This window comes from Levilactobacillus andaensis (genome assembly GCF_016861695.1).
In the GTDB taxonomy this organism is placed as follows: Bacteria; Bacillota; Bacilli; order Lactobacillales; family Lactobacillaceae; genus Levilactobacillus; species Levilactobacillus andaensis.
This window is the reverse complement of sequence record NZ_BOLP01000005.1, coordinates 197,594-222,529: the sequence shown is the minus strand read 5'-3', so window position 1 is coordinate 222,529 and position 24,936 is coordinate 197,594. Positions and strand designations below refer to the sequence as shown.

At 47.9% G+C, this 24,936-nt stretch carries 25 protein-coding genes and 2 CRISPR repeat arrays (1 of these 27 running past the window's edge); of the genes, 21 read left to right on the top strand and 4 right to left on the bottom strand.

Annotation, left to right across the window (positions count from 1 at the left end; genetic code table 11):
- The 10 genes from JUF10_RS05755 (at nt 1) to JUF10_RS05710 (ending at nt 6,688) form a co-directional block, all read left to right on the top strand.
- Nucleotides 1–1,311: a vWA domain-containing protein gene (locus JUF10_RS05755; RefSeq protein ID WP_203641289.1), complete on the top strand. Its 1,311-nt coding sequence runs from the start codon at nt 1–3 to the stop codon at nt 1,309–1,311.
- A 2-nt stretch (nt 1,312–1,313) separates the two neighbouring features.
- Complete coding sequence (locus JUF10_RS05750; protein WP_203641288.1) at nt 1,314–1,604, top strand: hypothetical protein; 291 nt, start codon at nt 1,314–1,316, stop codon at nt 1,602–1,604.
- A gap of 87 nt (nt 1,605–1,691) precedes the next feature.
- On the top strand, nt 1,692–1,967 hold the full coding sequence (gene rpsP, locus JUF10_RS05745; protein WP_020088982.1) for a 30S ribosomal protein S16: 276 nt from the start codon (nt 1,692–1,694) through the stop codon (nt 1,965–1,967).
- A 9-nt stretch (nt 1,968–1,976) separates the two neighbouring features.
- Entirely contained in the window at nt 1,977–2,237 is a 261-nt protein-coding gene (locus JUF10_RS05740) for a KH domain-containing protein (protein WP_125686938.1), read from the top strand.
- A gap of 499 nt (nt 2,238–2,736) precedes the next feature.
- Nucleotides 2,737–3,255, top strand: a complete 519-nt coding sequence (gene rimM, locus JUF10_RS05735; RefSeq protein WP_203641287.1) for a ribosome maturation factor RimM — start codon at nt 2,737–2,739, stop codon at nt 3,253–3,255.
- Nucleotides 3,255–4,034, top strand: a complete 780-nt coding sequence (gene trmD, locus JUF10_RS05730; RefSeq protein WP_203641286.1) for a tRNA (guanosine(37)-N1)-methyltransferase TrmD — start codon at nt 3,255–3,257, stop codon at nt 4,032–4,034. The genes rimM and trmD overlap by 1 nt, the downstream gene beginning before the upstream one ends.
- Nucleotides 4,035–4,146: 112 nt before the next feature.
- Nucleotides 4,147–4,503: a 50S ribosomal protein L19 gene (rplS, locus tag JUF10_RS05725; RefSeq protein ID WP_048736156.1), complete on the top strand. Its 357-nt coding sequence runs from the start codon at nt 4,147–4,149 to the stop codon at nt 4,501–4,503.
- Nucleotides 4,504–4,709: 206 nt separating this feature from the next.
- The gene (locus JUF10_RS05720) at nt 4,710–5,312 is read left to right on the top strand and encodes a DJ-1/PfpI family protein (RefSeq protein ID WP_203641285.1); all 603 of its coding nucleotides are present in this window, start codon (nt 4,710–4,712) and stop codon (nt 5,310–5,312) included.
- A gap of 229 nt (nt 5,313–5,541) precedes the next feature.
- Nucleotides 5,542–6,042 carry a hypothetical protein gene (locus JUF10_RS05715; RefSeq protein WP_203641284.1) on the top strand — a complete coding sequence of 167 codons (501 nt, stop codon included), beginning with the start codon at nt 5,542–5,544 and terminating at the stop codon, nt 6,040–6,042.
- A 160-nt stretch (nt 6,043–6,202) separates the two neighbouring features.
- Nucleotides 6,203–6,688, top strand: coding sequence for a hypothetical protein (locus JUF10_RS05710; RefSeq protein WP_203641283.1), 486 nt, complete (start codon nt 6,203–6,205; stop codon nt 6,686–6,688).
- 4 nt (nt 6,689–6,692) lie between these two features.
- Here JUF10_RS05710 and JUF10_RS05705 read toward each other — a convergent pair whose 3' ends face one another.
- Entirely contained in the window at nt 6,693–7,610 is a 918-nt protein-coding gene (locus JUF10_RS05705; protein WP_203641282.1) for a LysR substrate-binding domain-containing protein, read from the bottom strand.
- Between the two features lie 158 nt (nt 7,611–7,768).
- Between JUF10_RS05705 and JUF10_RS05700 the strand changes: the two genes are divergently transcribed.
- A complete protein-coding gene (locus JUF10_RS05700) occupies nt 7,769–8,743 on the top strand; it encodes an NAD(P)H-dependent flavin oxidoreductase (protein ID WP_203641281.1) in 975 nt (324 codons plus the stop codon).
- A gap of 71 nt (nt 8,744–8,814) precedes the next feature.
- On the opposite strand, the gene JUF10_RS05695 is transcribed toward JUF10_RS05700, so the two are convergent.
- On the bottom strand, nt 8,815–9,987 hold the full coding sequence (locus JUF10_RS05695; protein WP_203641280.1) for an MFS transporter: 1,173 nt from the start codon (nt 9,985–9,987) through the stop codon (nt 8,815–8,817).
- A gap of 144 nt (nt 9,988–10,131) precedes the next feature.
- Entirely contained in the window at nt 10,132–10,410 is a 279-nt protein-coding gene (locus JUF10_RS05690) for a hypothetical protein (protein WP_203641279.1), read from the bottom strand.
- 272 nt (nt 10,411–10,682) lie between these two features.
- Here JUF10_RS05690 and JUF10_RS05685 point away from each other — a divergent pair, with 272 nt between their 5' ends.
- Both JUF10_RS05685 and JUF10_RS05680 read left to right on the top strand, forming a co-directional pair.
- The gene (locus JUF10_RS05685; RefSeq protein WP_203641278.1) at nt 10,683–11,519 is read left to right on the top strand and encodes a hypothetical protein; all 837 of its coding nucleotides are present in this window, start codon (nt 10,683–10,685) and stop codon (nt 11,517–11,519) included.
- Between the two features lie 117 nt (nt 11,520–11,636).
- The gene (locus JUF10_RS05680) at nt 11,637–12,440 is read left to right on the top strand and encodes an AAC(3) family N-acetyltransferase (protein ID WP_203641277.1); all 804 of its coding nucleotides are present in this window, start codon (nt 11,637–11,639) and stop codon (nt 12,438–12,440) included.
- A gap of 175 nt (nt 12,441–12,615) precedes the next feature.
- Here the strand turns inward: JUF10_RS05680 and JUF10_RS14260 are convergent, their stop codons facing one another.
- Complete coding sequence (locus JUF10_RS14260; RefSeq protein WP_373301291.1) at nt 12,616–12,699, bottom strand: putative holin-like toxin; 84 nt, start codon at nt 12,697–12,699, stop codon at nt 12,616–12,618.
- Between the two features lie 620 nt (nt 12,700–13,319).
- Nucleotides 13,320–14,507: a CRISPR direct-repeat array (repeat unit 28 nt; unit sequence GTATTCCCCGTGTATACGGGGGTGATCC).
- A gap of 687 nt (nt 14,508–15,194) precedes the next feature.
- Between JUF10_RS14260 and cas3 the strand changes: the two genes are divergently transcribed.
- From cas3 to cas2e, 8 genes are read left to right on the top strand one after another with little or no spacing between them, the layout of a single operon-like run.
- Nucleotides 15,195–17,960: a CRISPR-associated helicase Cas3' gene (gene cas3 / locus JUF10_RS05675; protein WP_203641276.1), complete on the top strand. Its 2,766-nt coding sequence runs from the start codon at nt 15,195–15,197 to the stop codon at nt 17,958–17,960.
- A complete protein-coding gene (locus JUF10_RS05670; RefSeq protein WP_203641275.1) occupies nt 17,950–19,662 on the top strand; it encodes a type I-E CRISPR-associated protein Cse1/CasA in 1,713 nt (570 codons plus the stop codon). Before cas3 ends, JUF10_RS05670 begins: the two co-directional genes overlap by 11 nt.
- Before the next feature lie 9 nt (nt 19,663–19,671).
- A complete protein-coding gene (casB, locus tag JUF10_RS05665) occupies nt 19,672–20,283 on the top strand; it encodes a type I-E CRISPR-associated protein Cse2/CasB (RefSeq protein WP_203641274.1) in 612 nt (203 codons plus the stop codon).
- A complete protein-coding gene (gene cas7e, locus JUF10_RS05660) occupies nt 20,276–21,352 on the top strand; it encodes a type I-E CRISPR-associated protein Cas7/Cse4/CasC (RefSeq protein WP_203641273.1) in 1,077 nt (358 codons plus the stop codon). Before casB ends, cas7e begins: the two co-directional genes overlap by 8 nt.
- Nucleotides 21,333–22,043, top strand: a complete 711-nt coding sequence (cas5e, locus tag JUF10_RS05655) for a type I-E CRISPR-associated protein Cas5/CasD (RefSeq protein WP_203641272.1) — start codon at nt 21,333–21,335, stop codon at nt 22,041–22,043. Before cas7e ends, cas5e begins: the two co-directional genes overlap by 20 nt.
- 2 nt (nt 22,044–22,045) lie before the next feature.
- A complete protein-coding gene (cas6e, locus tag JUF10_RS05650) occupies nt 22,046–22,726 on the top strand; it encodes a type I-E CRISPR-associated protein Cas6/Cse3/CasE (RefSeq protein ID WP_203641271.1) in 681 nt (226 codons plus the stop codon).
- 2 nt (nt 22,727–22,728) lie between these two features.
- Nucleotides 22,729–23,685, top strand: coding sequence for a type I-E CRISPR-associated endonuclease Cas1e (gene cas1e / locus JUF10_RS05645; RefSeq protein ID WP_203641270.1), 957 nt, complete (start codon nt 22,729–22,731; stop codon nt 23,683–23,685).
- Nucleotides 23,682–24,569, top strand: a complete 888-nt coding sequence (cas2e, locus tag JUF10_RS05640; RefSeq protein ID WP_203641269.1) for a type I-E CRISPR-associated endoribonuclease Cas2e — start codon at nt 23,682–23,684, stop codon at nt 24,567–24,569. The genes cas1e and cas2e overlap by 4 nt, the downstream gene beginning before the upstream one ends.
- A gap of 35 nt (nt 24,570–24,604) precedes the next feature.
- A CRISPR array of direct repeats spans nt 24,605–24,936; the repeat unit is 28 nt; unit sequence GTATTCCCCGTGTATACGGGGGTGATCC (it continues 855 nt past the right edge of the window).

Genomic DNA, 24,936 nt, shown 5'->3' with positions numbered 1-24,936 from the left:
ATGGTGAGCTTAACGCAAGACTTACAACGCTTACGTCAGGCCACAGGGGTCGACCGTGAGCAGGCAGCACAGACCGCGTATCGCGATGCCGTGCTGTATTTGCTACAGCAAGATCCATTTTACGGGCACGTGCTGAGTCAACTGGCCGTTACGTTTCGGGATACGGCGAGGCCGCCAATGAGTCTGCAACCAACGGCCCAGGAGTGGCAACTGCAGCTGAGTCCGAGTGCCTTACAACAGACGACCTGGACCGGTGCGCAGTGGTTGGCGATGTTGCGCCACACGGTGTTGCATTTGCTTTGGCGTCACCCGCAACGTTACGCAACGGCCGTGCAGACGCCGTCACAGGCGGGGCTGGTACGATGGGCCACCGACGCGGCGGTCAACGACTATCTGACCGATCTGCCGACTGATGCGATCACTAGTCAAAAATTAGGCCAGCTATTAGAAGAACCAGTTCGACCGCAACAGGATTCGGCGGTCTACTTGAAACAACTTCGCCACTGGCAAACGCAAAAAAGGACCACTGACCGGCAGTTAGCGGCAGGGGGGCCCGAGATATTACCGGAAACGGCGCAACACGATGGTCACAGCGGCTGGCAGGGCGCCAACGATGAAGCAGCCGACACACGCGAACAATGGCGTTCCCAGCTTTTTACGACGGCCAACCAGGCAATTTCCGCCAAGCAGCGGGGTACCTTACCTGGTAGCATTCAGGCGGCCCTCACGCCACTAGTGGCTGAGCGGCCATTGGATTGGCGCGTCTTGCTCAAACGCGGTCTGGGTCAGGTGCCGGCGGGACGGCAGCCAGCATACGGCCGGTTCAATCGTCGCCAACCTGCCCGAATGGACCTTCCGGGAGAAATCGTGCAGACCTGGCGCAAGATTGCCGTCTTTGTCGATGAGTCGGGTTCGATGGGCAACCAAGAAATCAGCTACCTCCTAGGGCAAATGGCAACGTTATTGGCCGTTTATCCGGCGCAGGTGACCGTTTATCCATTTGATACGGTCGTTGACCCGGCACGGAGCTTTCTCCTGGAGCGGCGACCACAGACACTCCAGCGGATCGGTGGGGGCGGAACCCGGTTTCAGGCCGTATTCGATAGTTTACCGCGATTACTTGCCGGGAGCGCCAATCAACTAGTGGTTATCTTGACGGATGGTTATGGGGAAGAACAAGTTCGGCCAACACTGCCGGTAACGGTCTTGTGGCTCTTAACCAGTCCAATCGACCAATTTTCGGTCAAACACGCGCCCGGCACCGTGGTTAGTTTGACGACCGACCCGCAATGGCAGGCACTAAGGAGGTAGTCATGAGCGATTTAATGGCAAGTGAATTACGTGATTTATTGCAGCAAACAGCGGCGTACCGCAATGCCCGCGCCATTTTAAATGGTGAGTGGGCAGCCCGGGCCGAAGAAAACCCATTATTTCAGGCCCCAATGACGATTGCCGATTTAAAATTTGCCCGCGATCTGCAGGCGGCCGGCGTTCAACAGGGACCAGATTTTACCGATTACGCTACGGTCCAACGATGGATCGTGGCGAATCGGGAGTCGTTAACGGCCGATGATTTGGCCTGGTTACGCAAAGATTTTGATTAATTTGAGGGTGTAAAGAAAAAACCCTTTACATCATATCCAGAAACTGGTATATTATTACACGTTGAAAGAAATACAGGAGGTGTCTACATGTCAGTTAAGATTCGTTTAAAGCGGATGGGTTCTAAGAAGCGCCCATTCTACCGGATTGTGGTTGCCGACTCACGGAGTCCTCGTGATGGTCGTTTCATCGAACAAGTTGGAACGTACAATCCAGTTACCCAACCAGCTTCAATCACGTTGAAGGAAGAATCTATCATGAACTGGTTGAACAACGGTGCTCAACCTTCAGATACGGTTAAGACTTTACTCTCCAACGCTGGTATCATGAAGCAATACCATGAAGCTAAATACACTAAAAAGTAGTGATTAGCCATGACCGATTTTAAGGCATTAATTCTAGCAATTGTTAGCCCACTCGTCGAACATCCCGAATCCCTAGTGGTAACACCAGTCGAAACGGAACGCTTTTACGAATATCGGTTAGCCGTTCACCCGGACGATGTCGGCCGGGTCATCGGCAAACAAGGCCGCGTGGCGCAGGCAATCCGAACGATTGTCTACAGCGTTCGCGTTCAAGGCAATAAGCGGGTGCGTCTCATCATCGATGACCGCCCAACAAAGACTCTCGAGTGAGGCGGCAACGTTTCCTCGAGTTTTTTTGTTCCTAAAAATAAAAATATAGATGGTGATCCGCACTGCGGTGGTCAGGAATTCCGCCTGCCAGGGGGAACACCTCCAGCGCGGAAAAAGGACTTCCGGTTCGACTCAAAGCCACGAAGAATATGTGGTGTCTTTGAGGTCGTCCCACGCTGTAAGTCGGGAACTCCCGCCTAACAGTGTCGACACGGCTGGCTCCATCCCTGACTGCCTCCGGTTCCGATAGTCTTTGACCATGAATGAACGTCAGAATTCGTTTTTTGTGCCTCAACTGACACTATTTTTTGTATTCAGTAGTTGTTGCCATAGAAAGCAAACGTAAGCCGTGGGGTCGTCAGATATGGGCTCAGGCGCGTCGTCCACACCGCGCCAGCCTATATCTGGCGGCCGGTAAGGCGAGAACCACGACTATATTACCCAATTTCAATCTATAATTAAACTATAAATAAAATGATTAAACGAGGAGGCATGTGACATGGCATATTATACGGTAGGAACTATCGTGAACACGCACGGTATCAAGGGTGAGGTTCGGGTCATCGCGACCACGGACTTTCCAGAGAGTCGTTTTGCGGTGGGGTCAACGCTCTACGCTTTTGCGAAGGACCAGACGAAGCCGGTGACGTTGACCGTCGCTACAATGCGGAAACATAAGAACTTTTATCTGTTAGGTTTTGAGGGCAAGCCGTCGATCAATGACGTGGAGCTTTACAAGCAGAGCACGTTAAAGGTGACCGACAACGAGTTAGAGACCGGCGACTTACAACCCGGCGAGTATTACTATCACCAAATCGTTGGCTTGAAGGTCGTCACGGAAGACGGCGAAGAACTGGGTGAGATCAAAGAGATCTTGTCTCCCGGTGCCAATGATGTTTGGGTCGTTGACTGGCCAGGCAAGGACGACTTGCTGTTGCCAAAGATCGATGACGTGGTAAAAAAGGTCGACCTAGACGCCGGCCAAGTCACGGTAGAATTAATGGAGGGACTCGAGTAATGCGTATCGATGTGTTAAGTTTATTTCCCGATATGTTTTCCGGTCCGATGCACGATTCCATCGTGGGTAAGGCGATTGAAAATGGTCATTTGACCATGCCCGTGACGAACTTTCGGGATTATTCAACTAATAAGCACGGTAACGTCGACGACTATCCCTTTGGTGGTGGCGCCGGGATGCTCTTACAGCCCCAGCCCATCTTTGACGCGTTAAAGGCGACCGAGGAACAGGCGGCGGCTGAAGGCTTACCTAAGGGCCGGGTCATCTTACTCGATCCCGCCGGTGTGACCTTTGACCAGCACGTGGCCGAAGAGTTCGCTCACGAGGAACATTTAACCTTCCTGTGTGGCCATTACGAGGGCTATGACGAGCGAATTCGGACGTTGGTGACTGATGAGGTGTCCTTGGGCGACTTTGTCCTGACGGGCGGCGAATTGGCCTCAATGGTCATGATCGATGCGACGGTGCGGCTGTTACCGGGAGTCCTCGGCAATTCGGAGTCGGCACCGGGGGACTCATTCTCATCTGGCCTATTGGAATACCCGCAATACACGCGGCCATCTGAGTTCCGGGGGATGAAGGTCCCAGACGTTTTGATTAGCGGCAATCATGGTAAAATCGATGAATGGCGCGAAAAAGAAGCCTTGCGGCGGACGTATCAACGCCGGCCTGATCTGATCAACCACAAAAAGTTGACCCAGCAGCAGAAACACCTCTTGGCCGATGTTCGCATCGAAGAGGAAGAACGACAGGCTGCTGAACGGGAGTCAAGAAAATAACCTTTACAGGTATTTCGAGATATGATACACTTACTTTTGGCTGTTTAGCCATAAAAACAATATTCCGCTGTCGAATCTGAGAATGAATGTTGGCGAAAGGATAGAATATATTATGCGCCAAAACAATTTAATTGCTAAGATCAACCAAGAACAATTACGGGACGATGTTCCAGACTTCCGTGCCGGAGACACTGTTCGGGTTCACGCCCGGATCGTCGAAGGTACCCGCGAACGTATCCAATTGTTCGAAGGTGTCGTAATCAAGCGTAAGGGTGCTGGCATCCAAGCAACTTACACGGTACGTAAGATCAGTAACGGTGTCGGTGTGGAACGGATCTTCCCATTACACTCCCCACGTGTTGCTAAGATTGACGTTATTCGTCAAGGTCGTGTACGTCGTGCTAAGCTCTACTACCTCCGTGAACTTAACGGTAAGGCAGCGCGGATCCCAGAACGCCGTCGTAACTAGTAATAGTCAAAAAAGTCGATCACTTCAGTGGTCGGCTTTTTTTATTGGCTCTAAAATATCTGTTGTTGGTAGTCAAATGAATTTGTTTATCTTCGCCAGAACATACAATCGTTAGAAAATGAAACTAGATTATCCAAATCTTGGTAGTTGTTTGGATTAGGACTTGATGATATTATGAAAATAATCTAAGAAAAGAGGTGCCGGTAATGAGACGCTTTTTAGTCATGCTGTATCCCGGTTTTTGTAACTTTGAAATAGCCGCACTAACTGAAATCTTGGCTTTTCAGGACGATTGGGAAATGACGACGGTTGCCGCGGAACACAAGGCATATACGGGGGAAGACGGCATGGTAGTCTTGGCCCAGAAGGATTTTTCACAGGTTGATCCGCTGGACTATGAGTTGTTGATTCTCCCGGGGATTGACGATTATCACGTGCCATTAAGCGATGAACGTAACGTGGCCTTCCTGGCGCGGTTGAAGACCACAGGCAAACGACCAATCATTGCATCCATGTCGAGTTCGCCAATCCTACTAGCGAAGGCAGGCCTTTTAGCCGATACGAAGTTTACGGGTGGTCTCTTTGAGGAAACGTATGAGAAAAATCCGTTCATTCCCAAACAGAATCTGGTTCGCCAGCCAGTCGTTTCGGATAACGGCATCATTTCGTCAAGTTTCCAATTTTTCCGTGAGTTTGCGATTGTCGCGGCCCGTGCCTGCGATATTAAGGTTGGGGATAGATTCTTGGAACCAGCGCGTACGGATCGACCGTATACGGCAGAAGAGTTAACTTACCACTTTGAGGGGTAAAAAAGTATCAACTGATGTTGGGCTTACCAGATATGAAGATGCTGGTAGGTCATTTTGGGGTTGCGAGGGATTTTGAGAGTAATGGAGTTGTTGTAGAAAATAATTAGAATTTTTTTGCTAGTTGATGGTTCTAATGACAAATTATGTCGCCCTGACTTTGTATAATGATGACCGGGGGAAAGTAATCTCCCGGATAGAATTTAAATTAGAGTTAGGGGTTAATGATGAAATGAAAATCAAAGATATGATTCTGTCGGCACTAGTAGTAGCAACTGTTGGTGGGATTGCGGTGACGGTGCCTACTGAACCGGCTGCGGCAGCTAAATATACGGCGATAAAGAGCTTTCCCAAGGCCTACCGCGGAACTTGGTATACCAAGGAATACAATTCTAGGCTCATCATTTCTGCTAAAAAGTGGAAAGATACTGATGGAAACATAACACTTTATCTACATACGATAAAGGCAAAGACGGGAAAAGATTCTTGGATTTACGCTTATAAGGCGTCTAATAATGATCTCCGCTATAGTTTCTGGCCCGAAAAAAAGAATCCTAAGTTAAGTGATTTCTATGGAAATAGCTATCATTACAAAGTTGTAAATAAGACCTACCATGGAAAGAAAATCAAAGCGCTAAAGACGTATGGCAAAGATGATTCATTTGCTATCTTCTCTTACCGAACGAAACAGCAATCGAAGCATCTTGAAAGCTACCATTATTATCATAGTTAATCAGTCAGATACAATCTAACAAAAGGCCTAACCGGAAAACACAACGGTTAGGTCTTTTTTAGACTGGTTTACAAATGATTAAAATACGATGATATAATGATAAAACGATGATATAATTACATGATAAGCAGTTAATCAAGCAGAGAAGGGAAGCGCCCCCATGACAAAGCGGCAAAAAGTTTGGCACTATCTACTAACACTCCTCAAAGGCGTAGCAATCATGCTGGTTTTGTTGACCTGGGACCTGAAACGCACCAAGGCCGGCTGGACGATTCCAGTTACTTATTTCACCACTTGGATATTTCTAAGCTGGCTGGTCTGCTATCCGGCGCTGCGGAACAAGTATCAAAGCCTCTATAGCAAAAATGGCGAGCGGTTTGAGACCTACAAGCACCGGGCGTTGACCATGCACCGTCAGGATATAGGCAATAGTCATGTGAATCGTCGGTGGACACCGAATGGGGTGGCTGCCAATCCGTGGGAGTATACGACCGGAACCACGCAGAGTACGGATGAGATTCTCAACCCGGTCCTCATATTTGCCGAACACCTATGGGCGACGTTTTTGCTGATCCTGTTTGGACCGTTACTAGCCGTATTGGCAGGAGTGATGAAACTGGTATCTTTGTTGCGGCCGAGTCGTTAGCAGATCAGTGAATCGTTTTGACTAAAGTCTTATGCAAGAAGGCCGTGAGTTTTTGAATCTCAGGTGTCGCATTCGTCAAGCACATGATTGAAGTATCCGTGCGAATGAAATTTGTTGGCAGGGGAATCAGATTATACTGGCCGGCGGTTAAGGCGAGCTGGGCGATACGCCGGGTAGTGATGGTCGTGGCATCGCCCATTTGCGCGACGACCTGGAGAGCACTGGTAGGTGTCGGTAAAAATAGCTTGTGCTGGGGATGAATGCCAACGCGTTTGAATAGATTGTCCACGAACGCCTGAAACTCCGAATGGCCGGAAAGACCAACATAGCGGTAGTCGGTCATTCGCGTCAACGTGTCCTTTTCAAATGGCTGAAATAAAACGTTCGGGTCGAACGGCACGCAGGTGTTCATGATGGGCAGGTAGTAGACGGGTGAAGGCAGGTCGGTGATCTGAATATCGGCGGCATTCCAGCGCTGAGCAATCACGATGTCGACGGCGCCTTCAGCCAGATCATTCTCGACGTTGCGGACCAAAGGGCGGTTGAGCTCAACGTTGGCATCCGGGTGTTGGTCTACGTAAGCCACGATAGCCTGAGTAAGGTCAGCGGTAAGAAAGGGATTCCCGTTACTGATGCGAATGGGCCGCGATTCTTGCGCCTTAAGATTAGCAATGCTAGCGTTGAGGCTATCCTCGGCACTAGCAATTTTTTTGAGGTTGCAGAGAACGGAGTTACCAAATTTGGTGAGTTCAATCGGCTTATCGCGGCGGTTGATCAGGGTAACGCCAAACTTCGACTCCTCATCCTTTAAAATGCGACTCACGTACGGCTGGCTCAGATAGAGGCGGTCGGCAATTTCTGAAATGGTCGTTGAGAACGCAACGGATTGCAGAATGCTTAACAAAGTTCGCTGTCTACTCATGATAAAAGGCTCCTTTAAAAATTGATGTATTACACTTTGGTTATATTTTTAAATAAAGTTCGTATTGGCATAAGTTAATTAGTACCCATATAATAACACCTGTAAGCGATTTTACAATACAACTAATTTAAAGATATTAACCCCGGAGGTAATGAATCATGACCAATAGAATTTGTGAAATTTTAGGAATAGAAAAACCGATTATCCAAGGCCCCTTATTGTGGCTCACGGATGCCAAGCTGGTCGCTGCCGTTAGCAATGCTGGTGGCTTAGGCGTTTTGGGCTTTAACGCTGGTCAAACAACCGTGACGAAGTCCATTGTCGAGACGATTCAACGAATGCGTGATGAGATCCATAAGACGAGAGCATTGACCGATAAGCCGTTTGGTCTAAACTTTGGGCCAACTGGCGACCCAGCGAATGATGTCTTCACGCGACCAACGCTTGACCTCATTTACGAAGAACAGATTCCGGTCGTGGCCTACGTGGGGCCAGTGATTCCAGAACTATTTAAGGAGTTACATGCGCACGGGGTTAAAATTGTGTATCGTTACATTACACCATCACGAGAGAATGCAAAATTGGCGGAAGATAGCGGTGCCGATGTGATTGTAGCCACCGGTTTTGACGAAGGCGGGACGGTTCCTGAACGACCAGTGGGGACACTTTCCATTGTGCCGCTGCTGGTTGATGCCGTTGACCATACGCCGATCATGGCGGCGGGTGGCATTACCGATGCCCGGACGGCCAAGGCCGTATTGGACTTGGGTGCCGAAGGGTTCTACTGCGGGACGGCCTTTTTAGCCAGTGAAGAATCCCGGATGGCCGAAAATATCAAGCAGCAGGCCGTGACGACGAATGCGGATGATATGCTGACGTACCGGGCATTGCCAGCATTCTACCGGTCGCTTCCGGGAGAATTGCCTAACCATTTGATGGAAATGAGCCAGACGAGTGCTTCTAACCAGGAAATTTTCGCGGCAGCTAATGGTTACGAAGGCCTGCGCGAGGGGATGCTGGTCGGTGATCTTAGTAAGGGTTATGCGTCATTTGGTTTGGGAATCTCCAATATCCATGCTATCGAACCGGTTCAGAAAATTGTTGACCGTATCTGTGCGGTAATCCCAGATTAAACAAAACGAATCAAAAGCGATCCTTGACGGCGTGTCGAGGGTCGTTTTTTTCATCTAATTATAGAAGAGACTCAGTCAGGTTCGCTAACCTTGACGTGTGAGAACAGTGCTAGCGTCATCAGAGCGCAGGCCGCGCCAACCAGGTAGACACCGCCGACGCCGAGTCGAACCGAAAAGATACCGCCCAGCATCATCCCCAGGGGTAGCGCGAGGTTTGTTCCGGCCATCATGGCGCCATTGACTCGTCCTAAAATACCGGCAGGAGTCGTGGATTGAAGCAAGGTGAAGACCGCAACGTTGATGGTGCCGGCACCCAGGCCAATGAGCAGTCGCATGGCAAGGGTCATGAGCACATTTGGCAGTAGAACCATCCCGATAACGGCCAAACTGACAACGCTTAATGACAAAATCATTTTCCGTTTCAAAGGTATCTTCAGCGCGGCCGCCGCAATATTCCCCAGAATCACGCCGATCATGAGGGCAATCTGCATGATACCGTAGACCATACTGGTGCTGTGGAGATTTTGGCGAACCCAGACGACGTTTAAGCTCATGATCGGTCCCAAGGCTAGATTAATGACTAAAGCCAGTGAGATAATGGCGCGTAACATCGGGGTTTGTTTGATGTACTGAATGCCCGTGTACCAACGGTCTGAGTTATCATTGGTCGGGGGTGTGAGGACCTCGTGATGGTTCCGGTGAACGATTGAAACGCAAATCAGTGAGATGCCGAAGGTGAGGGCGTTGACCCACATAAAGTCTGCGAGGGAGAGCCAAACGATGAGGGTGCTCCCAACCAGCAGGCCAATCATTTCGGAGATCATGCCGAAGCCCTGGTTCAGACCATTAGCTTTGGCGAGAGCGTCCTTAGGCACAAGTTGGGGAATCAAGGTGTTTTCGGCCGGACCGAAGAAGGTACCGACGATTCGGGTGAGAAATAGAATCAGGATGAATGGCATCAGAGTGATGGTGCGGTGGTCATAAATAATGCCGGCAGTGACCAGAATAATGATTTGAAAAAGGTCGACCAGTCGCATGACCTGAGTCTTGACGTGTTTGTCGGCGACGAAGCCGGTCACCAGGCTCATCAGGACTAGTAGGCTAAACACCCCCGAAATGACCCCGACTAAAAATGAACTCTTAGTTAAACTATAGAGGTACCAATCAATGGCGATGCCAAATAGGTTGTCCCCGAGGTCGGATACCGTTTCACCGGCTAGCAGGACGTAGAAGATACGCTTCATGGGCAGGACTCCTTGGGCTTCAATTGCGGTCGAGTATAGGTCACTACGGGATAGTGCCGCCGATGGATGACTTGGTAAGTTCGCTATCTTTGTTTGCTGGCATCAAAAAGGGACTAGGCAAGGTTCGCATAGTCCCGGTAGGTATTAACTCAACAATGCCAAGATAATCATAATCGTAAAAGCAGTCTGTAAAATTAAGATGCTATAGCTCTCTGGTTCGCGGTACAGGTGATTGAGCGCCATGCCGCTGATGGTAATGCAGGTGGATAACGCAAAAATAATAGCTAAGGCCGTCCCCATGGGATACATGACCTTTGCTGGTGCTTCCACAATGAGAGCCACCCCTACGATTAAAAAGGCGTAAAAATCCGCCATGCCGATTCGAAATAAGCCCTTCATACTTGGCCGTAAAACTCTGTTCATTTTTCCCCGCTTCTTTCCCTGAACTGCTAACTGACCAGCCAATCTACCCCGAGGCGGCTGCGATGTCGTCAGCTAACGTTAAATTTAAATGAGAATTGACATCTACAATTAAGATTATACTGTTGGGGGGAACTTTTCAAGGGGGAATATAATTAGTGAGAGGGATGTCGCAGAGGGATTATAAGATAGGAAGTTCACGTAACGTTTAGTCGCATAGTCTGCTCCTATTTTTACACTGCGCTTAAAATAAATGCCATAGGGAGGCGCAGCTGATGAATTTAAGATTGCGTGGGTTGCTGATTAGTGGCATTATTTTAGGGAGTTTGGGACTTGGTGGTGTGGTCGCGACTGCTTCGGCGTCAAGACCAGGGTATTCAGCCCAACGGTCAAGTTTATTTCGATTGATTTGGCGTAAGCCGATGGGAAGCTATTCCTATACAGCGGTGAGTGGTGGTCGGTATTCGAAACACATTGGCACCCGTTATGGTTGGAGTGTGCAGACGGACACGGTCGTCTTTTACACGGACGCTCACGAAGAGTTTTACAAGAAAGACATTAAGAAATATGTCATTTACTATCATGTGAAGAGCGCGGATGGCCAGTACAGTGGCTGGATTTGGCGTAAAAATCTACAAGCAATCAAGGCCCCGTCGATCACTGCGGCCCGTAGTCTAACTGTGGATGATATGGATTGGTCACTGGCAATGGAGAATGCGGGGGTTACTCAGGCTGAAGTTCAGATGATGAAATTATTTCCGGAGACCATTTACTGTAATGCGACGATGAATGCTAGTGAGCAGCTATTACGAGGCGTTTCCAAAGGTGATTTTTCACTGTCGAAGCCAAATAGTCCTGAAACTTTGAGCGCGGAAGAAGACGTTTTGACGGGCTACAAAATACCATTTAAATCGTTTAAAGTCATCAGTTTTACGGCTAAAGACCCAGAGAGTGCTGATTCGGTCGCGGCGGCGTTGACAGCGGCGGGTTATGATGCGAAGACGCGGTCACAATTTGCAGGCTGGCATATTGGTGGTCAACTTTTTGGCTCGGATGATGACGACGAGGGGACCAATCCTGGCGAAGGGGTCGTGATGTTGACCAAGTCTTAGTGTGAATAAAGGGAGAACCCGTTCGTGAAGGTTCTTTCTTTTTATTTACACACAATTAAAATGAGTTTATAATAAGAACTATAATTTGATTTTAATATTTAGAGAGAAGCGTAACCAATGAGCAAACCATACGGCAGACAGGATTTTCTAAAGCAACTTCAAAGTTTAGGCGTCGTGGCGGGCGATAGCGTCATGGTCCACACCTCACTAAAAGCGTTCGACTGGATCACGGGGGATAGCCGAGCTGTCATCACAGCACTCTGCCAGGCGGTGGGGCCAATGGGAAACGTGGTGATGCCGAGCCAGACGCCGGAACTATCGGATCCGTCACTGTGGACGGAGGGCCCAGAACCAGAGGAAAACTGGCAGCCAATTCGCGACCGGACCATGGGCTATAGCAAACGGTTGACCCCCGCAATTGGTCAGAGTGATGTGGTGGAACTTTTCCGGAATTATCCAGACGTTGAGCGGTCGGCGAATCCACTAGAGTCGTTTGCGGCGTGGGGGAGCCGAGCAAAATGGCTGACCACAGATACGACGTACGATTTTCCATTTGGGGATGATGGCGTGCTAGGGAGACTGTATGACCTGCATGCCAAACTAGTCTTGATCGGAACGAATTTTGAGACGAATACGGCGCTCCATTTGGCGGAAACCAGAATTAATCGGAACATTAAGGTCATCGAGGAGACGGCACCCGTTGAGACGGGAGATTTTCTGCACCCGCAAAAGAAAATGATCAGCTTTAAAAACGTTGAGCTGGAGACCTATGATTTCTCAAAGCTGGAGCGTGAGTTTGAGGCCCAAGGCACCGGCATGGTCACGGCAGACTTACCCAAGGGAAAGCTCCGGGTGATTGATATGCGGCAATGTGTCGATTTCGCCGAAAAGAAGTTCAAAACGTATACGTATACGAGCTAGGCAGGGCAGGTAAATGTGAGAGTCGTAATCCTTACTTTGGCCAGTAAATGTGGTATAGTGAGGACATAGCAAAAGCCGGCGCGCGAACACCGGCCTAGCAAGCCGCTTCAAGAGCGGAGACAGAAACGACGACAGGTCGCCCTAACTGTTCAAAGTTATTAGAGGGCGGCTTTTTTTATTTCCGATCGTTATGGCGATCGATAATAATCATTAATGTGGCAAAAGCCAGCATCAACGATAGCGCTTGAAAAGTACTCACGGGTCACGAAACCTTTCGCTAGATTCTTTCCATGTTCCCATGGACCTCACCTCGAAAAGGGAAAAGGCAGCCCCCACTCACAAAACTTCTTGCTTAAACCAGTGTAGCAGTTTTAGGCGGTATCTCTAGGCAAGACGTCTTACAAATATTGTTATATCAAGGGATTGGTGACTACTAAGCCTTGTTGAACTATATGGAAATTAACTAGAAGTTTGGGCGTTGATTTGAAAAAGTAAAATAACCTTTGACAAACGCATAAATATCGTGTATAGTTACTTATCAGAGTTTAAGAGATGCTAATAACGTGATTCAGAGAGATTGGTTAGCAAGCCGGAGTTTCTTAGATTTTAAAATGGTCCGCCCGTTCAGAGGAACGGGGGGCCATTTTTTATGCCTTTTTTGGGTTCTGAGTAATAATGCTGATTTAACTGATATTAGTCGTAATGAGGATGGCTGATAAACTGAAATGTTTTGAGTCCATTGTTACGGAAATCTTCGCTATTGTTTTGGTGATAGGGTAATTGTTAATCATACATTGCTGAGGTATGCTAGAGAAGCAAGTTAAAGGAAAAAGGCACTTTTGGAAAAATAGAATGCTGATGTGACGGCGTTTGTTTAGTGTATTCCCCGTGTATACGGGGGTGATCCTAAATGACTGGCTTCAGCAACTGTCGCCGGATAGTATTCCCCGTGTATACGGGGGTGATCCTAGTTCTGGCATCTGTGGCCTGGCAGCGGTTAAGTATTCCCCGTGTATACGGGGGTGATCCCTGGTTGGGCAAGGTGGAGGTCAAGCGGTTGGAGTATTCCCCGTGTATACGGGGGTGATCCCGACTAAGCGATTCTCATCTACCTGGAAGTCAGGTATTCCCCGTGTATACGGGGGTGATCCCTTAGAACTGGCTAAGAAATTGATTTCCTTGGCGTATTCCCCGTGTATACGGGGGTGATCCCGATACCGCGCAAGGCAAGGCCGAACCAGAAGGGTATTCCCCGTGTATACGGGGGTGATCCCACTTTTTATGACAAGGATAGCCACGCCACCATGTATTCCCCGTGTATACGGGGGTGATCCTAACAAGACCCGCTGGTCCACGTGGTTTACAGCGTATTCCCCGTGTATACGGGGGTGATCCCGACCGGCCGTTGGTAACGATATCGACACCATTGTATTCCCCGTGTATACGGGGGTGATCCCATTTTGTCGTAATCCAGTGTCTCAATCATCGTGTATTCCCCGTGTATACGGGGGTGATCCTTAGCAAGAAGGGCAGCAATTACACAATCTCATGTATTCCCCGTGTATACGGGGGTGATCCTATATCCACTATTGTTGGCAATCTTTACAGCAAGTATTCCCCGTGTATACGGGGGTGATCCTGCTAGACAGTGTGCTTACGTCAAGTGTGCTTGGTATTCCCCGTGTATACGGGGGTGATCCATTTCGGCCGGATGCCGTGGGATACCGCCGTATGTATTCCCCGTGTATACGGGGGTGATCCCAACAATCCCAACGTCAGCTTCCAGATGGTCGGGTATTCCCCGTGTATACGGGGGTGATCCTAGACAATCTCCGGCTTGCCTTCGTTGCATTTAGTATTCCCCGTGTATACGGGGGTGATCCCGAGCTTATCTCACAGACGTTGGCTGATAGTGAGTATTCCCCGTGTATACGGAGGTGATCCTCAGGCTCTTAACACGAAGCCACAGAAGATGAGGTATTCCCCGTGTATACGGGGGTGATCCCCTCTCCCGATGGCAGTTGCTGCGGCTTGTCACGGTATTCCCCGTGTATACGTGGGTGATCCTAATTAAGTCCCGCAATCCATGATCAGACTCGTTTCTTCCCTGTGTATACGGGGTTGGACACCATACTTGTGATATAATCGTGTATGTTCCCCACAAGTGTGGGGGTGATCCCAGTGAGGGTGAACTTTATTTTATAGAGTGAAAATATTCCCTACGGATGTGGGGGTGATTTTTTTAACTTGGTAGTACGGACCTTTTCATTTCAGAAATTGAGGCCTTTCTAGCAACGTTGCAGAGATATTTAGAGTAAAAACAAAATATGCCTACATATCACAAGCAATAGTGGTATTATAGGCTTGTAGAAATAAAATATAACAGTGATAGTGAACTTTATTTTATTATCCAGAGCAAATAGTGACTTTATATGTAACAATTCGTCCCAAAGATGGTTTAAAACCATTATTTATGAGAGGGGGAAGAAACGTTTGGTCCAAAGTAGGGCTCTTATTTGTGGAGAAAACCGAATTTTGAAAGATTCATTTTAAATATAAAATGAACACGCTTACAATTGAGACTTTATCTCAGCTTTACTTGTAAGCTACCACAAATGGTTTTATGTGTTTATTGTGTTGACGTAAAACGCTTCAAATTGTATCTTAAGAATAATGACAAGATATGTAGCTTTACAAACAGCTTAGTGAGAACGGAGCCATATAGCGTTAAATCAAGGAAAGCAGACGGTAAGAATGGCAGTGGAAATATCGAGGCGAGCAGCAGCGTTGTGGGCCAAAAAGCAATCAGAAGATGGTCAACAGACATGGCTACCACTCATCGTGCATCTACTAGATACACAGAATGTGATAAATTACCTTTTCAATCAGTGGCTGAGCTCAGGCCAGCGACAGCTGTTACAGGGAACATTGTCAGCAACGGCGGTACATAATTTGGTTAAATTCGTAGGGTTTTCACATGATATTGGTAAGGCAACGGCGGCCTTTCAAGGAAAAGAATCCTATAATCGTGACGACTCATTGGACGACTATTTAAAGTCAAAACTGACCCGAATTGGCTTTGTAGACTTTGAGCATCTAAATCTGGCATCGCCAAAAGAATCCCCGCATGCTTTAGCTGGTGAAGCCATTTTGGAAGGCCTTGATGTTCCCAAATCGATTGGAGCCATCATTGGGGGTCACCATGGCAAGCCGGCCAGCTGTCCTCCAGATGAACAAATTGGCAATTATACGGCCAACTATTATCAGAGCGACAACCAGCCTGAGATTCAAGCACCTTGGATCGACGTACAGAAGGAACTCTTTGAATACGGGTTGACCTCATCAGGGTATCAATCAGTTGAGGAGATCCCCGACATAACACAGCCGCAAGCCGTTATTTTAGAAGGCTTACTAATTATGGCTGATTGGTTGGCATCCAGTGAATACTTAGATAATGATAAGCAAACGCCGCTTTTTCCCTTAATTCCATTGGACCAATCTTGGCCAAAAGATAGTATCAAAGAGCGGTACCAAAAAGCGATGACAGCCTGGGATGTCGGTGGTGAATGGAATCCCCAACCTGTAGATTTGATGGACCCTAAGCAAAATCCATATCAGATTCGCTGGGGATTTGAACCGCGTCCCGTTCAAAGGGCAATGACACAAGCAATCGGCGAAACACTAGACCCGGGAATGGTGATTATTGAGGCACCCATGGGGATTGGAAAGACCGAGATTGCCTTATTGGCAGCGGAACAACTAGCCGATATCACCGGTCGCGACGGCCTATTCATGGGGCTTCCGACACAGGCGACAACTAACGCTATGTTTGATCGGGTAGACGACTGGCTAGGCTTTCTAGCTAAGCAACAGACCGAGAACTTACAGATTAGATTGATGCACGGAAAATCTCAGTTTAACCATAAGTATCAGGCACTGCCTAACGCAAAAAATATTTATGATACTGACGATGGAATGGGCAAGGTAGTCGTTAATAGTTGGTTCTCTGGGAAGAAATCGATTTTGACGAAATTTACGGTAGGAACGATTGATAATCTCTTGTTACTGGGTTTGAAGCAAAAGCATCTCTTCCTCCGCCATTTAGGATTCAGTGGCAAGGTAGTTGTAATTGATGAGGTCCACGCCTATGACGCTTATATGAATCAGTATTTGTACAAGGCGCTTCGCTGGTTGGGGGCCTACCGCGTTCCAATTATAATTTTGTCCGCCACACTCCCCAAGAACAAACGAAACCTTCTACTGGAGGCGTACTTAAAGGGGAAATATGGTTTGAAATATGAGCTTGACGCGCCTAAAGATTGGGAGAATACGCAAGCCTATCCACTACTAAGCTTGCTGGATGGTCACCAACTTAAGCAGGTGACATCCTTCCCCGGGCAGAGTGATCAGCAACCAACTAAATTACAGGTCCAACGTTTAAACGTGTCTGATGAAGACCTTGTTGCCCATGTCGTTGATCAAATTAGCGGTGGTGGCGTTGCCGGAATCATCGTCAATACGGTTAGGCGCGCACAGATATTGGCGGAGAAAATGCCGGCTAGTATTAAATTAATGGTCTTGCATTCAGCATTCCTAGCAACTGATCGAGTTGCACAGGAAGATGAGCTACAAGCCTCAATTGGTAAGCATGGCCAGCGACCGGATAAACTGATTGTCATTGGGACCCAGGTTTTGGAGCAGTCTTTGGACATTGACTTTGATGTCATGTACACGGACATTGCACCAATGGATTTGATTCTGCAACGAGCAGGGCGATTGCATCGTCATCAGATTGACCGACCCAAGGCCTTAAAGACACCAAAGGTTTTTGTCATGGGGATTGAAGGCCCTAACACTTATGAATCTGGTAGTGCAAACGTTTACAAACAATACTTGCTGATGAAGACGGATCACTTTTTAAAGGACACAATTAACTTACCTGATGATATCTCACCACTGGTACAGCAGGTTTATGATTCTTCAACGGACCGTGAAGTGCCTGATATCGATGCTGCTAGGGTTGAATTTGATAATGTCTTAAAAGCTGAAAAAAGAAAGGCCCGCGTCTTTCAGATTGCCAATCCCAAAACGAAGCCCGGAGCTACGATTCATGATTGGCTGGGTCGTAATTTAGGCAACGTTGATCAGGATGAGCAGAAGGCCAGTGCGGCAGTTCGAGACATTAGAGAATCGCTGGAAGTTATTCTGGTTCAGCATACGAGTGAGGGGAACTTCTTACTAGACGGTCGACGCTTAAGTGACGTTTCCTCACAGGATATCGCTCAGCAAGTGATTCGGCTCCCGGTTGCGGTAACGCCGCGAATTGATAAGGCAATTGAGAAACTGGAAGACTTGACCAGTGATTATTTCTTAGGGTGGCAAAGCGATGTCTGGCTTAAAGGAGCGCTCGCCTTACCGTTGGATGAAAATTTGGCGGTGACGTTTGCGGGTTGGCAGCTAACGTATTCCTCGAAGCTTGGCTTAAAATATGTAAAGGAAGGTGATACTGGTGGACAATAAAAGATTTAATTTGACGACTGATCCTTGGATCAAAGTAGTGACGGCTGAATCTAATCAAGAAAAGACAGTTTCTTTGATTGATTTATTTGAAAATGCTTCAAGCTACCGGCAGCTGGCTGGCGATATGCATAGTCAAGATCTGGCTTTACTGCGATTACTCTTGGCAATCTTAACGACAGTTTATTCGCGGGTCGACGCTGATGGTGAACAATACTCGTGGTTAGAAGGCGATATTAAGTCACCTGAGAGCTTAGAGATCGACTTAGACGCGTTCGATGATGACGAGGGAGAAGAGACATTATTTGCGACTTGGGGTCAGCTTTACCAGACGGGACATTTCTCAGCGGCAGTTATTGATTACCTAAAGGCTCATATGGCAGATTTTGAGTTCTTTGGGGACCGCCCCTTCTATCAAGCGTCAACTGAAGACTACGATGCGCTCGTGCCAGAGAACAGAAAAGTTGCCGCCGGAAAGGGCCAGGTTCTGGTGAAGCAAATGAATCGGCGCATTTCGGAAAGTGCGCATACACCGGATATTTTCACACCTAAATCGGGTGACGCAAAGAATGAGGTGTCATTGGATGAATTGGTACGTTGGGTGATTGCCTACCAAAACTTTACGGGGGTCACGGATAAGACAAAGGTTGTGACCGAAGAAAAGTTCTCCAACTCTGGGGGCTGGATCTACCGACTCAATCCGGTATTTGCAAAGGGGAAGACACTATTTGACACGTTGATGCTGAATTTAGTATTAGTTGATACGCGTCAAGACGGCACAGAATATGCACTGCAAAAACCAGTTTGGGAAGCCAAATCGGTTCGGGACTACGTTGCCCAACGCAAGGCCCTGATACTTCCAGACAATCTCGCAGAATTGTATACGACTTGGTCTCGGCTCTTGCATATTGAGTGGCAGGATGGCCAGCCAATGATTCTTAGTGCCGGAATTCCGACGTTTGCGTATGAGGATGCATTGATTGAGCCAATGACGACTTGGAAACTTGATAAGAAGACCAACGCCTATCGACCAGCGGGAAAGAGCCTCCGTTCGCTAGGAATTGCGATGTGGCGGAATTTCGGTCAGTACGTAAAAGTCAGACTGCAAGATGATATGCACGAACCGGGAATTGTTATCTGGCTCAGAGCGCTCAAGCAAAGACAGTTGATTGATCACGATGCCCCGTTGTTCTTGAATTCGGTAACCCTGATTAGTGATGGCAACGCGACCTCACAGTCACCAGCGGCCGAAGTGGTCGATGATATGGAATTACAAGCGGACGTTTTGTTTGACGATGAGCTTGCTGAACGGTGGCCGTTACGAATCGAAGAAGTTATTGAAACAACACAGACAATTGGCACTGATTATTATCACTTTGCCACGGATATTGGCAAGATTCGTAATTTAGATACACGAACCTTTGCTAGTGGATTGAGTGCAAAATTTTATGAACGGTTGAATGAACCTTTCAAGGCATGGTTGAGCGGTCTAAGGGGACAAGATGACCGCGAAGCTAAAATTAACATATGGAAGGCCGAACTAGAAAAGATTGTGGTAATGGCTGTTGACGATGAGATGCAAGCTAGCTCACCGCGAGATGTCAGAGGAATTAGTGACGATCATGGACGACCGCTTAATATCTTTACTGCGAAGAACCACCTGATGTATAACGTCCGCCGTGATCTTGACCTAAAAAAGGAGTGATGAGAAATTATGCCAAGTGAAGTTAAAAAAGCCACCGGCCAGATTATTCGTACTCTCTATCGCAATGGTAATCCGGATAAGGCAGTATTAGCAAGTCTCAGAAATGCACCGACAATTACCAGCCACCGTGCCGAAATGGTTTGGCCGGTCATCATGGCTAACTTAGATGAAAACCAGTTAAGTCATGCACAGAATGGAGCACCGACACCTGAAGAAGTGGCCGTCTATACAGCTATCCGTTTTTATGCAATTCACCAGCAGGGAAATAATGACGCGTTTGTCTATGCATCAGCTTACGGTGAGAATGCGCAAGGCGAAACTTTCTTTGGGGCTTTAGGCAACCTACGGGGAAACGAAGATCTACGAGTTGCTATGGATCGTAGAGTACAACCCTTGCTAGCAACAACGAATGTCTCAGGTGTCATTAATAGCTTGTCACATTTAGTAAGCATCTTAAAATCCCATAGTCTTGCGCAAAAGATTGACTATGCGCTGTTGGCACAAGATCTGTATGGGCTACAGATAAGTTACGAGCAGGCTAGCCGAGTGCGGTTACGTTGGGGACAACAATATTATTCAGTGAAGCAAGCTAAATCAGAAGGAGAGAACACTAATGACTAAAAACCTATATGTTGACTTAAGCGTCTTACAAACCGTTCCATCATCAAACATCAACCGTGACGACACGGGGGCACCCAAGACCGCTCTATACGGTGGTGTTACGCGGGCACGGGTCTCTTCTCAGAGTTGGAAAAAGGCTGTCCGCGACGAATTTAAACATGATAATGTTTCCGCAGGGACGCGGACGAAACAAGCCGCTAGTCTGCTGGTAGCCGAACTAAAAAAATTGGATGCGTCCTTAGATGACGATGCCGCGCTGGCTAAAGCTACTGAAATCTTTAAGCTGGCTGGCATCAAGATAGATGCCAAAAAGAACAATGAAACCGGGGCACTGCTCTTAGTCAGTCGCGGCCAAATTGCTAAATTAGCACAATATGCGCTTGATAATGAAGAATTAGATAAGAAAGAAATTAAAAAGGTGCTGAAGGGCGACCAATCCTTAGACCTTGCTTTGTTTGGTCGAATGGTGGCAGATAATCCTGAATTAAATGTGGATGCATCGGCCCAAGTGGCCCACGCCGTTTCGACGCATGAAGTGGTTCCCGAGTATGATTACTTTACGGCGCTGGATGATGAACAGCCGGATGATACCACTGGGGCAGCCATGCTAGGAACCATCGACTTTAATTCGGCGACGCTTTATCGCTATGCCAATGTCAATATGAATGAATTGGTCCACAACCTGAATGCGGCGGATGCCATCAAGGGGGCTGCTGATTTCATTAAAGACTTCTTACTCTCAATGCCAACCGGGAAGCAAAATACGTTTGCTAATAAAACACTGCCAAGCTACGTGATGGTGACGATTCGCCAGGACACGCCGGTCAATTTGGTTTCAGCATTTGAGAATCCGGTGACCTCTAATAGTGGTTACGTTGCTCCTTCAATTACCAAGCTTGAAGCAGAATACCAGCGCACCCAAGCCTATGTGGACGAGCCAGTGGCTAACTTTGTATTAGGCAAGCCAGATTCCAAGATTGGGATTAATGTGGCGAAGTTATCGGATCTTCTGGAACAGGTTACAGCGCAGTTATCAGAGGTGGTTCAGGATGAAAACACTAACGATTAAGTTAACTGCGCCGTTGCAGTCGTATGGTAACGAGGCGAGCTTTGCCCGGCGGACGACCAATGACTATCCAACGAAAAGTGTAGTGATTGGAATGATAGCGGCGGCATTAGGTTACCGCCGTACTGATGACCGTATCCGGGGACTCAATGACTTGAGCTTTGCCGTCCGCATTGATCAGGTTGGTCGTCACTTGACGGACTTTCAAACGGTAGAATGGAAAGCTGGCACACGTAAAATTACCTATCGCGACTATATTCAAGATGCCGTCTTTGTCGTAGCAATAGGTAGTGAAAATGTAGACTTAATGGATGAAATAAAGTTTGCGCTCAAGCATCCCCGGTTCCAGCTATTTCTGGGTCGCCGGGCAAATGTTCCTGCAGGCGTGTTGGAAATTAAAGAGTTTACGGATCAGACACCGGTTGCGGAACTAAAAGAATTAAAATGGCAGGCTGCGGCTTGGTATCAACGACGGCAACACGTAAAAACGCTCGAAATTGTCGCTGATGCTAATCTATTGGCTGACAAGTCGAGCGCATTAGTCAAAGACCAGGTCGTTTCCTTTGACCAACGAAATCGGCAGCATGGGTTTCGCGCCGTCGCCAGAGACACCGTCCAATTGAGTCAACTAAAAACGCAGAGCAGTGACCTAGACACCCAACACGACCCATTTAGCGCTCTCGGAGAGGAGTAAATATGTACTTATCAAGAGTAGAAATTGACAGTAATAATCGCGCAAAGACAAGAGACTTGACGCATCTTGGCGCATACCATAACTGGGTCGAGCAAAGTTTTCCCGCGGAAGTTGCGGCAGGAGAACGACCACGGCATCTATGGCGGATCGATCAGTTAAGCGGCAGACGTTACTTACTGGTTTTGAGCGAAGAGAAACCAGATGCTGAGAAATTGGTAACGTATGGTGTACAGGGAACGGTGATGACCAAGTCGTATGACCACCTGCTAGAGACGCTTCATGATGGTCAGGTACTTCAATTTCGATTGACGGCCAATCCGACCCACACGATTACGAAGCCTGGTGAACGGCAGGGACGAGTAGTGCCGCACATCACGATTGAGCAACAGCGGCAATGGTTGATTGCTCGAGCTGAAAAGTCTGGTTTCGAGCTGATTCAGAATATATCAGCTGAGAATCCGGACGGGCAACCGACGTGGTCCTTTGATATTGTAGGGCGTGAGTGGCCAGTTCTTCATCGGCGAGCTGATCAAAGTGGCAATGGGGGTCGATTAAGTCGGGTGACCTTTGAGGGACTGCTGAGAATCAGTGATGTCGCGGCCTTTAAGGAAACTTTGATCAAAGGGATCGGCCGCGAAAAAGCGTTTGGTATGGGCTTAATGACGGTGATTCCGGAGGCGTAGTCATGGTAAAAAAGCAAGCTGGTGCTAAGAAACCCGAACGTTATGAGCTGGGCCGTGTGCGTGACCGAATTACTTTCCTATATTTGGAACATGCTAAGCTCAATCGGCAGGACAGCGCTATTCAGGTCTTAGATGATCGGGGAATTGTGTATGTCCCAGCGGCGATGCTGAGCGTGCTCATGTTAGGACCCGGTGTGGATGTGACTCATCGGGCAATGGAGCTGATTGGTGAGGCAGGACTGGGTGTGGTCTGGGTTGGCGAGCAAGGGGTGCGGCAGTATGCCTACGGTCGACCGCTCAACCATTCTTCGGCATTGCTTGTCGCCCAAGCTAAGCTAGTGTCTAATCAGCGGTCGCGGGTAAAAGTTGCTCGGGAGATGTATCAGATGCGTTTTCCAGAAGACGATGTCTCTCAGCTAACGATGCAGCAGTTACGCGGAAAAGAAGGCGCGCGGGTTCGTCAAGTATACCTTGATCAGTCTTTAAGAACGGGCGTTGCTTGGTCACGGCGCGAATATAATCCAGATAATTTTGAGTCCGGAACACCGATCAATAAGGCCCTAACTGCGGCCCATCAGGCACTTTACGGATTAAGCTATAGTGTCATTTCGGCTTTAGGAGCTTCGCCTGGTCTAGGTTTTGTCCACACAGGGCATGATTTGTCGTTCGTTTATGATTTTGCGGACTTATATAAAGCGGAGTTCTCCATTCCAGTGGCCTTCAGTGTGACCGAAAAATATGGGGATGACTCGGATATTGGGTCAAGGGTGCGCCTAGCAATGCGCGATGTCTTCGTTGAAAACAAGTTATTGGTGCGGATGGTGAAAGATCTAAAAGCACTCCTAGAAATTCCGGAAGACGATAGTGAGGTCGACATGGTTAGTCTCTGGGACGACCGACTGGGACTACAAAAGTTTGGCGTACAGTATCATGAGCTGCAGGAAGAAGACAGCCGATGATCGTGATTACGTTGACGAAGGTCCCTAAGTCGTTGAAGGGTGACTTGACCAAGTGGTATCAAGAAATCCAGACGGGCGTTTATGTAGGTAACGTGAGCGCGCGGGTACGCGATGCACTGTGGGATCGGATCCTAGAAAACATCGGCCGGGGTGAAGCTACCATGGTCTATAATGCACAAAATGAGCTGGGCTACCAGTTTAGAACGACGCGCAAGGACCGGCAAGTTGTGGATTTCGACGGTATTCCGCTGATGATGCACTTGAAGGAAGCCACCGGTGGTGTGAAGCATGGGTTTAGTGATGCTGCTAAATTCCATCGGGCAAGGGTGATGACCCGTAACTCTATCAGAAAGACGTCGTTGTCGCCTAAGCAGCTCATGGTGGTTAGTCTTGATTTAGAGACTACCGGGTTAGATCCAGTCAAAGATACGATCCTCTCGATTGGCGCGGTTAAACGGGACCAAGAGGACAAGATTGTACAGTTTGATCAACTGATTCAAGGGGTACAGAATGTTCCTGCGAAAATAACGGAGCTTACTGGTATTACCGCTGAAATGTTGGACAAGCAAGGCGTTAGTTTAGCTGATGGGCTACAAGCTTTACAAGAATTTGTCGCGGACGCGCCCGTTGTTGGTTACAATTTACACTTTGACGAAGGTTTCTTACTAGCCGCTTTTAGAAAAATTGGGCAGTCTAGATTGTCGAATCGGCTAATTGATTTGATGCCATTGGTAAAGAAGTCGAATAAGTTTTTGGACAATTACAGGTTGGAAACAGTTTTAGCGGATTATGAGATTGAGAACTTACATCCGCATCATGCATTATCTGATGCTCAAGCAACTTTCGAGTTGGCGAGCAAGTTAAAGGAAAAAGGGTTTTTTTGAAAAATAGGATCCCGGTGTGACGGCGTTTCTTTAGTGTATTCCCCGTGTATACGGGGGTGATCCCCGTAAAGTTGATAATTTACAGTTGTCTGTTGCGTATTCCCCGTGTATACGGGGGTGATCCTTGTTCGTTAGCGACACCGTTTTCTAGTGCGTTGTATTCCCCGTGTATACGGGGGTGATCCTTGTTGAAAATTTGTTCTTGATAGAATTAAAAGGTATTCCCCGTGTATACGGGGGTGATCCTACAGGGCAGATGTTCACTCGCGCTTGGAATTAGTATTCCCCGTGTATACGGGGGTGATCCTATACGGCTACCCCAACCAAAGATACGTCTTTTGTATTCCCCGTGTATACGGGGGTGATC